At 71.6% G+C, this 11,251-nt stretch carries 10 protein-coding genes; 6 read left to right on the top strand and 4 right to left on the bottom strand.

What is annotated here, in order from left to right:
• Window positions 1-72: 72 nt before the first annotated feature.
• Genes AC1DS4_RS05150 through AC1DS4_RS05140 form a run of 3 tightly spaced genes read right to left on the bottom strand, consistent with a single transcriptional unit; the run spans window position 73 to window position 1,884 of the window.
• Window positions 73-1,284 carry a hypothetical protein gene (locus tag AC1DS4_RS05150; RefSeq protein ID WP_477632539.1) on the bottom strand — a complete coding sequence of 404 codons (1,212 nt, stop codon included), beginning with the start codon at window positions 1,282-1,284 and terminating at the stop codon, window positions 73-75.
• 10 nt (window positions 1,285-1,294) lie between these two features.
• Window positions 1,295-1,612 carry a hypothetical protein gene (locus AC1DS4_RS05145; RefSeq protein WP_477632540.1) on the bottom strand — a complete coding sequence of 106 codons (318 nt, stop codon included), beginning with the start codon at window positions 1,610-1,612 and terminating at the stop codon, window positions 1,295-1,297.
• Complete coding sequence (locus AC1DS4_RS05140; RefSeq protein WP_477615085.1) at window positions 1,612-1,884, bottom strand: hypothetical protein; 273 nt, start codon at window positions 1,882-1,884, stop codon at window positions 1,612-1,614. The genes AC1DS4_RS05145 and AC1DS4_RS05140 overlap by 1 nt, the downstream gene beginning before the upstream one ends.
• Before the next feature lie 272 nt (window positions 1,885-2,156).
• Between AC1DS4_RS05140 and AC1DS4_RS05135 the strand changes: the two genes are divergently transcribed.
• A complete protein-coding gene (locus AC1DS4_RS05135; RefSeq protein WP_477615086.1) occupies window positions 2,157-3,380 on the top strand; it encodes an acetyl-CoA C-acetyltransferase in 1,224 nt (407 codons plus the stop codon).
• Window positions 3,381-4,343 carry a methylmalonyl Co-A mutase-associated GTPase MeaB gene (meaB, locus tag AC1DS4_RS05130; protein WP_477615087.1) on the top strand — a complete coding sequence of 321 codons (963 nt, stop codon included), beginning with the start codon at window positions 3,381-3,383 and terminating at the stop codon, window positions 4,341-4,343.
• Window positions 4,344-4,411: 68 nt separating this feature from the next.
• On the opposite strand, the gene AC1DS4_RS05125 is transcribed toward meaB, so the two are convergent.
• The gene (locus AC1DS4_RS05125) at window positions 4,412-4,879 is read right to left on the bottom strand and encodes a group II truncated hemoglobin (protein ID WP_477632541.1); all 468 of its coding nucleotides are present in this window, start codon (window positions 4,877-4,879) and stop codon (window positions 4,412-4,414) included.
• A 102-nt stretch (window positions 4,880-4,981) separates the two neighbouring features.
• On the opposite strand from AC1DS4_RS05125, the gene AC1DS4_RS05120 reads away from it, so the two are divergent.
• From AC1DS4_RS05120 to AC1DS4_RS05105, 4 genes are all read left to right on the top strand, one after another.
• On the top strand, window positions 4,982-6,484 hold the full coding sequence (locus AC1DS4_RS05120; protein ID WP_477632542.1) for a serine/threonine-protein kinase: 1,503 nt from the start codon (window positions 4,982-4,984) through the stop codon (window positions 6,482-6,484).
• 71 nt (window positions 6,485-6,555) lie between these two features.
• Window positions 6,556-7,563: a GNAT family N-acetyltransferase gene (locus AC1DS4_RS05115; RefSeq protein ID WP_477632543.1), complete on the top strand. Its 1,008-nt coding sequence runs from the start codon at window positions 6,556-6,558 to the stop codon at window positions 7,561-7,563.
• A gap of 64 nt (window positions 7,564-7,627) precedes the next feature.
• Entirely contained in the window at window positions 7,628-7,936 is a 309-nt protein-coding gene (locus AC1DS4_RS05110; protein ID WP_477615091.1) for a thiamine-binding protein, read from the top strand.
• A gap of 177 nt (window positions 7,937-8,113) precedes the next feature.
• On the top strand, window positions 8,114-11,233 hold the full coding sequence (locus tag AC1DS4_RS05105) for an FtsX-like permease family protein (RefSeq protein ID WP_477632544.1): 3,120 nt from the start codon (window positions 8,114-8,116) through the stop codon (window positions 11,231-11,233).
• The last annotated feature ends 18 nt before the right edge of the window (window positions 11,234-11,251 follow it).

Here is an 11,251-nt window from a genome sequence, read left to right as displayed (position 1 = left end):
CCGACAAACGCCTGCCGACGCCTGCGCGTCCTCGGCGCGCCGTCGGCGCGCCGTCGGCGAAACGGCGCGGGTTCAGGAGCGGAAGACGACGACGCGAGGCTCGATGTTGCGGCGGTCCTGACCACCCTGCAACGTGTAGCCGCTGGCGACCCACGAGGTGGTCCGCGTGGGATGGGGGCGACAGACGACGTAGTCGCCCCACTTGCCCGCCTGCGGGGAGTGGGTCGAGGTCGCCGTCGTCTTCGTGGCCCACGTGTTGGCCTGCTGGTCGAGGACGCCGACCGCGTGCGCCGGCTGGGTCGGGCCGCCGAAGAACGCGGTGAGACCGATGCCGCCCCGCTTGTTGGGGGCCGCCGCCGGATAGGCCCAGGCGCCGTTCTGGCTCCAGAGGTCCGGCTCGGCCACCACGGCCAGCGACTGCTCGTCGAGCGTCACCCCACGGATGTAGGGCTGAGGCCGACCCGGGCCCCGGCCGGCGCTCCACAGGAAGCCGAGCCGGCCGCCAGCCCGCCAGGCGCCGGTGATCCGGTCATCGCAACGGCTGAGCCAGGGCTGGCCGTCCGGCCCGAGCGAGCGGTAGTCGCTGTCGTTCCACGCCGTGACCGGGATCGTCCAGGTGGTGACATCGGCCGCGTCGTCCAGCCACTGGAAGAGCCGCAGGGACCGGCGCGCCTGGTCGTTCCCGGCGAACCACATCGACGAACCGGCTCCGGAGACCAGGCGCAACGAGCCGACCCCGGTGGTCGACCAGTGCCGCCTCGTGAGGGGCCCGGTCCGGGTCAGGTCGGCACGGGCATACCTGATGATCCCCGCCCGCACCCACCGGTCGGAGCCGTCGTACTGGTTGAAGGTCAGCCACAGGTTCTTGGTGCTGACCGCCAGGTCGGGGAAGTCGAACCAGACGTCGGTCCAGGCCGGGTCGAGATCAGCCGGCGCGACGTCCCACCAGCGCCACGTCCCCGAGACGGCGGTCCGGCTGACGGCGAGACGAAAGATGTTGCTGCGCCCCGATTTCGAGTACTGCAGCAGCCACACCCACAGGCGTTGGGCCGGCAGGTAGGTGACGATCTGGTCGCAGCAGAACATGCCGCGGTCGGCCGGGAACTCGGTGAAGGGGTCGAGGAGCGACCAGGTCGCGCCGCGGTCCGACGAGCGCGTGGCGAACCAGTTGCCCGTCACGAAGAGCGTCGAGGAGGACACTCCGAGCGTGGGCTCGCCGACGGTCCCGGTCTGCGTGCCGGTGGCCGCGTCGTCGAGGGCGAGGTTCGAGGTGATCGTCACCACGGGTCGGCCCTCAGTCCGGGTCGCTCGGCGGGGGAGCGGACGCCGCCGGAGCGACGGGGGTGGCCGGGGGTGTCTCGGGGGGCTTGGGCCCCGGCTTCTTGCGCTTGGCCGACTGCTGCCGGTCGCGCTGGTCCAGGTCCCTGTCGCTCATCGGTGTGCCGAGGTCGGGCTCGGCTCCGGCGGGCAGGCCCTCGGCCGCCTCGGCTCCGGCCAGGGCGTCCTCGCGGGCCTTGTCCCGCTTCCTGCGCGGACGGACATGCGTGCCCGAGAGGGCGTCGGCACCCTCGTGGGTGGCCTCCGTGGAGCCGGCTCGCCGCTTGGTGGCCATCAGTCCGGATCGCCCCCTGAGCCGTTGCGGGCCAGCGCAGGAGCCATCGGGCGGCGCCACTCCACCCGGGCCAGGACCGCCAGCACGGCGGCTGCCGCGAGGAAGACGAGGGCCAGCGCGCGCTCGGTCCCGCCGCTGCCCGCGTCTCCGCCCTCGCCGCCGAGCCGCTCGATCCAGTCGGGCACCAGGGCCGTCACGACGGCCAGCACGGTGCCGATCCCCGCGAGGACGACCTCGGCCCAGAACCGTCTGCGCACCACACGTCCGCCCATTGCCCGCTCCTCACGATCGGCCGGCCGGCTGAGTCAGCCGCCGCTCCCGGTGGGGGCACGGCCCCCATCCAAGGATGGACCCCGGTCGCCGTCGCGACAAGGTTTCGACGGGGCTCATCCGGCCCTGCGCCGGGGACCCGGGACCCGCTGGGAGGCCACCCCGCGGCATACCGGAGTGTGGTCAGGACCACCTGCCCTGGCGGGTCCTGGCGCCGGGCGCCGCATTAGAGTGAACGCAGGTAGTCCCCAATGGCGCTGGAGGCCTTGTCACCATGTCTGATCGTCCCGTTTCCGTCATCGTCGCGGGTGCCCGCACGCCCATGGGCCGCCTGCTCGGCTCGCTCAAGGACTTCTCAGGCGCCGACCTCGGTGGCTTCGCCATCAAGGGCGCCCTGGAGAAGGCAGGCGTGAGCCCCGACCAGGTCGACTACGTGATCATGGGCCAGGTCCTGCAGGCCGGCGCCGGCCAGATCCCCGCCCGGCAGGCCGCCGCCAAGGCCGGCATCCCCATGTCCGTCCCGGCGCTGACCATCAACAAGGTCTGCCTGTCCGGCATCAACGCCATCGCGATGGCCGACCAGCTGATCCGCGCCGGTGAGTTCGACGTGGTCGTCGCGGGCGGCCAGGAGTCGATGACCAACGCCCCGCACCTGCTGGAGAAGTCCCGCGAGGGCTTCAAGTACGGCGACGTGCAGATGCGCGACCACATGGCCTTCGACGGCCTGTGGGACGCCTTCACCGACCAGGCCATGGGGCTGCTCACCGAGCAGGCCAACACCGGCGACCAGGAGTTCACCCGGGAGCAGCAGGACGAGTTCGCCGCCCGCAGCCACCAGCTCGCGGCGCGCGCCTGGAAGGACGGGCTGTTCGACGACGAGGTCGTCACCGTCTCCATCCCGCAGCGCAAGGGCGACCCGCTGGAGTTCAAGACCGACGAGGGCATCCGCGCCGACACGACGACCGAGACCCTCGGCAAGCTCCGCCCGGCGTTCTCCAAGGACGGCACCATCACGGCAGGCACGGCCAGCCAGATCAGCGACGGCGCCGCCGCCGTCGTTGTCATGAGCAAGACCAAGGCCCAGGAGCTCGGCCTGTCCTGGATCGCCGAGATCGGCGCCCACGGGGTCGTTGCGGGCCCTGACTCCACCCTCCAGCAGCAGCCCGCGCGCGCCATCGCCAAGGCGTGCGAGCGCGAGGGCATCACGCCCGCCGACCTCGACCTCGTCGAGATCAACGAGGCGTTCGCCGCGGTTGGGCTGGCCTCGGCCAAGGAGCTCGGCATCGACGTGGACAAGGTCAACGTCAACGGTGGCGCGATCGCCCTCGGACACCCGATCGGCATGTCCGGCGCCCGGATCGCCCTGCACCTCGCGCTGGAGCTGGGCCGCCGCGGCGGCGGCGTCGGCGCGGCCGCCTTGTGTGGCGGCGGTGGCCAGGGTGACGCCCTCATCGTGCGCGTGCCCAAGAGCGACGCCACCACCGACGCCAAGGCCTGAGTGGCCCCCCGCACCGTCGACGTCCCTGCCCTGGTCGAATCGGCCAGGGCAGGGTCGCCTCGTGCCGTCGCGCGGCTGATCTCCCTCGTCGAGGACGGTCACCCGGCCCTGCGTGAGGTGATGGCAGCACTCGCGCCACACACCGGCAAGGCCCACATCATCGGCATCACCGGCAGTCCTGGCGTGGGCAAGTCCACGTCCACCAATGCGCTCGTCGGCGCCCTTCGCACCCAGGGCAAGCGAATCGGCATCCTCGCCGTCGACCCCTCGTCGCCGTTCTCCGGCGGCGCGCTCCTCGGCGACCGGGTGCGCATGCAGGACCACGCTCTCGACCCCGACGTCTACATCCGCTCGATGGCCAGTCGAGGCCACCTGGGTGGGCTCTCGTGGACGACGCCGCAGGCGCTGCGCGTGCTCGACGCCGCCGGGTGCGACGTGATCCTGGTCGAGACCGTCGGGGTGGGTCAGTCCGAGGTGGAGGTCGCGGGACTCGCGGACACGACCATCGTGCTGCTCGCGCCCGGCATGGGTGACGGCATCCAGGCGGCCAAGGCGGGCATCCTCGAGATCGGCGACATCTTCGTCGTCAACAAGGCCGACCGCGACGGGGCCGACGCCACCGTGCGCGACATCCGCCACATGATCTCCCTGGGCGACCGCACCGAACCGAACCTCTGGCGCCCGCCCGTGCTGAAGACCGTTGCGCAGCAAGGTCAGGGCGTCGACGAGGTCATCGAGGCGATCGAGAAGCACACGGCCTGGATGGAGGGGTCCGGCGCGCTGCGTGAGCGACGCATCCGTCGTGCCGGCGACGAGATCGAGTCGATCGCGCTCCAGGCCCTGCGCGCCAAGATGGGCGACCTGCGGCACGGCAACGGCGTCGACGAGCTCGCCGCCGCCGTCGTGGACGGCACGACCGACCCGTATGCCGCGGCCGACCAGATCGTCGACGCCCTCGCCTGAGTCGCCTCCCGCCGTTCAGGGACCGCCGGGTCCTGTGACGGCGGATCGTCCGGACAACGGGCCCGGGGTCAGTCGCGGCCGGAGGTGACCAGGCCGTCCCAGTCCCAGCGCGGCATACCCAGGCCGTCGGGCACGGTCGCGTCCTCGTCGTGGAACTCGTTGACGTCGGCGACGGCCCACTCCATGTAGGCCCGCAGGGCCGACCGGAACTCGGGGTCACCGGGGAGTCCCACGTCGTCGGCGGCCGCGACGAAGCACTCCACGAACAGCGGCCCGAGCTCGAGCATCCCCGGGCCGTTGCCGGCATGCATCCGCAGCATCGACGACTGGTCGCTCAGCTGCTCCGAGAACCGTGGTGGGCCCCCGAGCACCTCGGCCCAGTAGGCGGCGAGCCGCTCGACGTGCTGGTGGTTGAGGTCTTCCTTGCTGAACGGGTGGTTGAGCAGCGGATCGGCGAGGCAGCGCTCGTGGTGCGCGCGGGCCAGGGCGAGGAAGGCCTCGTCGCCCCCGGCGAACTCGTACAGGCTCGGCCGCATCCCGGCAGCCTCGCACGAGGGTCACGTGGAGTGTCAAGGTGCACCCGTGGCGAATAGGGTGAAGCCCGGACCCGACCCGAAAGGACCAGAGTGCAGCCCCAGGTGATTGCCGGACGCTACGAGGTGCTCCGTTCCATCGGCAGAGGTGGAATGGGCACGGTCTGGCTGGCACGCGACACCGTGCTGGGCCGCGAGGTGGCCATCAAGCAGATCGGTGCGCTCCCGGGCGAGCCCGCGGCGGCGGCACGGGCCATGCGCGAGGCCCGGATCGCCGCCTCCCTCAACGACGCCCACGCCGTCGGGGTCTTCGACGTCGTGGACGAGAACGACTCGCACTGGCTGGTCATGGAGTACGTCGAGGGGCAGAGCCTGGCCGAGAAGATCCACGAGGTCGGCGCGCTGCCGCCCACGCGGGTCGCGGCGATCGGGTCCGCGGTGGCGAGTGCCCTCGCTCGTGCGCACGAGCGGGGGATCGTGCACCGGGACATCAAGCCGGGCAACATCCTGATTGACAACGTGGGCACTCCCAAGATCAGCGACTTCGGGATCGCCCGCGCGCACACGGACGACCAGCTCACCCAGACGGGGTTCATGACCGGCACGCCCGGCTACCTCTCACCCGAGCTCGCGCGAGGGGGCGACCCGACTCCCGCCACGGACGTCTGGGCCCTCGGGGCGACGCTGTACTACGCGGTGGAGGGCCAGCCGCCCTACGAGTCGCAGGCCAACCCGCTCGCCACCCTGCAGGCCATCGCGCGCGGTGAGGCCCGCCCGATGGAGCAGGCCGGCCCGCTGGGTGGCGCCATCGCGGCCATGATGGACCACGACACCTCACAACGCTGGGACATGGCCACCGCCTCCGAACGGCTGGGCCGGATCGCGGCCGGCGACACCACCATGGCCCTGCCCGCGGGAGCCGTCCTCCCTGGAGCGGGGGCTGCCGCCGCCGGGGCCACGGAGGTGCTGGCCGCACCCCTCGAGACCACCCAGCGACTGGAGACGCCGCCCCTGCCGCCGCCCACGGCATACCCGCCCCGGGAGGCCGAGCCGCGCGGGGACGAGCGTCCCCGCGCACTGGGCTGGGTGGTTGCCCTGCTGGTCCTCGCCCTGATCGGGCTCGGCATCGCCTACGCGCTCACCGACGGTTTCGGCAGCCAGACCCCCAACACGGGCAGGACGACCACCGTCACGTCGACCCAGACCCAGACCGAGACGCCGTCGAGCTCCTCGTCGAGCTCGTCCAGCTCCACGACCAGCAAGACGTCGACGACCACGACCGCTCCACCGAAGTCCGACGCGCAGCTGACCCGCTTCATCGAGTCCTACTACCGGGACGTCACGAAGCAGGGCAAGCGGGACGACACGTTCGCCCAGCTGACGCCGAAGATGCAGCAGGACTCCAAGGGTCGGGCGGGCTACGAGGCGTTCTGGAGCGGCATCAAGTCGGTCGACGTCGGTGACGTGCAGTCCAACGCCGACACCGGCGTGGTGACGGCATCGCTGACCTTCACCAGGCAGGACGACAGCAAGAGCGACGAGACCCACAGGCTGACGGTCGTGAGGGACGGCGACTCCTGGCTGATCGACAGCGACACCCTGCAGTGACCCCTGCGCCCTGACCGCCACGCCCGGAAAACCATTGGCGGGCCACGAGTCCGCGGGCCTACCGTCGAGGGATGGAGATCCGCAGACTCAACCCTCTCGACGAGACGGAGCTTGTCCGTTTCCACGAGATCGGCGAGGCTGCCGAGCGCTTCGACCGTCCCTACGCCACGACGTGGGGGCTGGACGAGATGCGCATCGACCTCACCGAAGAGGACCCCTCCGAACGCAAGGACTGTGTTGTCGCCGTCGACGGCGAGGAGATCGTCGGCGCCGGCATCGCGTTCTCCGCGACCAACGACAACACCCACCTGTCCTGGCTGATGCCGTGGGTCGAGCCGCAGCGGCGTGGCCGGGGCATCGGCTCAGCGGTCCTCGCCGAGCTCATCGCGATCTGCCGTGCGGACCACCGCACCGACCTGGTGATGGAGACCTCCTACCCGTTCGACCGTCGCGAGGACCACCCCTACCGCCGGTTCGCCGAGAAGAACGGCTTCGCCCTCGCCAACACCGAGATCCGCAGGGTGCGGACGTTGCCGGTCGAGGACATCGACCTCGACGCCGTGATGAACGAGGCCGCTCGGCACCACGAGGGCTACCGCATCGTGACGTTCGACGACCCGGTCCCCGATGAGCTGCTGCCGTCGATGTGCGCGGCCCACAACCAGCTCGCCGTCGAGGCGCCCGGTGGTGAGCTCGAGTTCGAGCCCGAGTCGCTCACGCCCGAGCTGGTCCGCATCCACGAGGACCAGCGCCGGCGCATGGGTCGTCGCAAGATCTCGACCCTCGCCGTCACGGATGCCGGCGAGGTGGTCGGGTTCAGCGACCTCGTCATCCCGCCCGAGGACCTTCCCAACGTCTGGCAGTGGGGCACGCTCGTCACGGCCGAGCACCGGGGGCACCACCTGGGCATGGCGATGAAGGCGCGCGGCCTCAAGGAGCTGCAGACCCGGATCGGCCCGGAACGCACGCGCATCGTGACGTGCAACGCCGAGCAGAACGGCTACATGGTGTCGATCAACGAGAGCCTCGGCTTCCGTGCCGTCGAGGTGGCCCCGGCCTTCCTGCTCCGCGAGGCCTGAGCGGCGTCCGGCACCCGGACAGGGCGCATGCCGCGGTGCCGGCCACGCGGCATACGGTGGGGTCATGCTGGTTGCCTTCTCCGTCGCCCCGTCCGTGCCCGCCGACTCCGCCGGTTCGGTGAGTGAGGCGGTCGCCGCCGCCGTCACCGTCGTGCGGGAGTCGGGCCTGCCACACCGCACCTCCTCGATGTTCACCGAGGTGGAGGGGGAGTGGGACGAGGTGATGGCCGTGGTCAAGGGTGCGGTCGACGCCGTGGCCGCGTTCGGGCCGCGGGTGAGCCTCGTGCTCAAGGCCGACATCCGGGACGGGTATGCCGGTGAGCTCACCGCCAAGCTCGACCGCCTCGAGGCAGCCATCGACGCCCAGAAGTAGCCGGGGCGCTCCCTCCGCAAAACCCTGCGGCAGTCGGCCCGCTTGCGCGTCGATCGTTGCCGGAATGTGCTCCCCTGCCGGATGAATCCCCTTTAGGGTCGAACGGGACGCGGGCGAGACCTGCCGGTGCCCAAGGGAACTCACCGGGACGCGCGGAAGCATGGAGGCACTGACGGCATGTGGGCTGCGATCAGATATCGCCGGGCCCAGGCGGTCGTCCTCGTCCTGCTGTCGGCCCTGATCGCCACGTGTGCAGTCTTCGCGCCGTTGTACCAGCGGGCGCTCGAGCAGTCGCTGCTGCGGACGAGCATCAACGCGGCGAGCGTCGCCGACACGGCCCTCGTGGTCCGGAGCGGCCGAGGAACGGCGAACCCCGACTTCGGGAGTGCCGACCTCGCAGGCAACGTCCCCGCGTCGGTGCGGGTGCTCTACGGCGAGCCCATCGGCCAGCTGTCGGACGCCATCGACATCGTGCCGAGGGCCGGGCTGAAGCCGTCGCCGGGCGACCTCGTCGCGCGGGACCGCGTCTGTGAGCACCTCACCATCACGACGGGTGCCTGCCCCAAGGCGGTCGGTGAGGTCCTCGTGTCCGCCAAGGACCTGGCCGCGTGGAAGTGGCCTCTGGGCAAGACCTTCCAGACCTCGGTGCCGGGTCTCGGCCAGGGCGTCAAGCCCACCACCACCCTCACCGTGGTCGGGGCCTACGAGGTGGTCCCCGACGAGGCCTACTGGCTCCGGACCCAGCTCGACGGCAAGTCCGGATCGCTGGTCGACGTGGGGACCGAGCAGGTGCCGGCCATCGACGACTTCGTGACACCCGAGGCGACGTTCACCAAGGACTGGAGCGTGGCGCAGGCTTCGCTGACCCTCCCGCTGCGCCGGGACCTGTTCACGTTGGGCAACCTGCAGCAGATCTCCGACGTCCTCGCAGCCAGGGGCGGCAACCGCGTCGCGGGGCAGGGGATCGACGGCGCGCTCGTCGAGACCCAGCTGCCCTCGATCATCGACGGGATCCGGGTGGGCCAGCACCAGCTGCAGGTCATCGTTCCGCTCCTCATGGCACAGCTCGGGCTGCTGGCGGCCGCCATCCTGCTGCTGGTCGCCCAGGCAGCGGTGGAGCAGCGACGCCCCGAGGTGGCCCTGGCACGACTGCGCGGCCGCAGCAGGGAGGGCGCCGGCCGGATCGTCATGGGGGAGCTCGCCGTGACAGTCGCCCTCGGGCTGCCCGTCGGATTCCTCCTGGCGCTCTTCCTGACGACCCTCGTCCGGTGGTTCCTCCTGCCCGACGGGGTCCCGTTCGAGGTGCCGTGGTCCTCGGTGGTAGCCCTGGCTGCGTCGGCGGTCGTGTGCGCCGTGGCGATCTGGCTGGCGGCCAGGCCGGTCCAGCAGCAGACCGTGTCGGCCCTGCTCCGGCGGGTGTCGCGCGAACGCGTCCGCGCGTTCGGCGTCGTGGACGTCCTCGCTGTCGCGCTCGCCGCTTTCGGGCTCATCGGTCTGGCCACCGGCTCGCTCGAGGGTCCGCTGGCCCTCGTGACGCCGACGCTGATCGCCCTGGCCGCCGGGCTGGTCGCCTCACGGCTGGCGGTCCCGGTCGCGGCCGCCAGCGGTCGTGCCAACCTGCGGCGTGGGCGGATCGGTCCCGCCCTCACCGCTTTCGGTCTCGAACGTCGACCCACGCTGCGCAAGGTGGTCACGGTGGTCAGCGTCGCGGTTGCGCTGACCGTGTTCGCCGCCAATGCGCTCGTCGTGGGTGATCGCAACTGGACAGCTCGTGCCCAGGTGCAGACGGGCGCACCGGCCGTCATCGACACCGACAGCCGCAACCCCGCCAGCCTCTTGGCCACCGTGCGGGCGATCGACCCGACCGGGGCCGAGGCGAGTCCGGTGGCCATCGTCCGGTGGACCGACCGGGGCGCCACCGCGACGATGGCGGTGGTCACCAAGGACTTCGAGGAGACGTCGTTCGCCCCGCCGGGCGAGTCCTACCGACTCGGCGAGCTGGCACCTCCCGACGTTGCGCCCGTGCACCTCGTCGGCACCCGGGTCACTGGACGCGTCGCCTGGGACCTCACCACGCCCGAGGGTGAGACGAGCCAGCGGCCCAGCGGCCAGTCCGGCAGCCCGCTGCCACCCGGCGTGGGCCCGGGGTCCGAGGAGCCCTCGGAGCTGCGCATCTCCGTGACGACACCGCAGGGTCAGCGGCTCACCCGGGTCATCGGGCAGATCCCGTTGCAGGGCAAGGGCTCCCGAGCGCTCAACGCCCTGCTGCTCTGCCCGGACGGGTGCCGGCTCGACGGGCTGGAGTTCCGCAAGACCGACCAGCAGGTCAGCGAGGTCAGCGGCACGCTGAGCATCACGGGGCTCGGCCTTGACGGGAAGTCGCTCGACGTCGCGGCCCCCACCCAGTGGAACCCGTTCGTCGCGCCGGCCACGAGCAGCCGCGACGTCCTGAAGCAGGTGCCGGCCGCCGGCGACACGCTCGCCCTGGAGCTCGTCAGCACCGGCTTTGCGCTCGAGCTCTCCCACGCCGACGTCCCAGCGGTCCTGCCGGGGCTGCTGGCCGGCCCCGTGCCGCCTGGCGGGACCGCGGAGGGCTTCGATGCCATCGGCATCAACGGTGCACCGCTCACGGCCGCCGCCCAGCAGACGGTCTCCACCCTGCCGGTCCTGGGCAAGCAGGGAGTCCTGGTGGACTACGAGACGCTGGCCCGGCTGGGCGGCCGCCTTCCCGACAGCGGAACCCTGTCCGTCTGGGTCGCCGACCCCGCAAGGGCCGACGCCGTGGCCCAAGGCCTCCGCGCGCAAGGGGTGGGCATCCTCGCAAGGCACAGTGTGACCGCGGCCAAGGACCGTCTCGACGAGTCCGCCTCCGCCCAGGGCCTGCGACTGGCTGCCTTCACCGGTGCGATGGGGGTGCTCCTCGCGGCCCTGGTGGTCCTCGTGATGACGGTCACGGGCTGGCGCGTGGTCGCCCGTGACCTGGCTGCCCTCCACATGTCCGGCGTCCCGCTCAAGGCCCTGCGGAGATCCCTGGTGCGCGAGCAAGTGGTGCTCGTCCTGGTCGGCACCGTGGTGGGGGTCGTCTGCGGCACGGTGAGCTCGTTCGTCGCCATGCCACTGGTCCCACTGTTCGACAGCTCAGCCGACCCCGTGCCGGCCCTGGAGCTGGAGCCGGCCACGGTGGCGATCGTCGGTGCCGCCGTCGTGGCCGCAGCGGTGCTCGTCGCCGTCGGCTGGCTGGCCGCAGTGGGAGCGGGTCGCAGGATCACCCTGAACCGGATCCGGGAGTCCCTGTGACCGCCACGAACGGAGTCC

This window comes from Pedococcus sp. P3_C7, assembly GCF_056402615.1.
The sequence above is the reverse complement of the archived record's forward strand: the minus strand, read 5'-3'. Positions and strand labels throughout refer to the sequence as shown.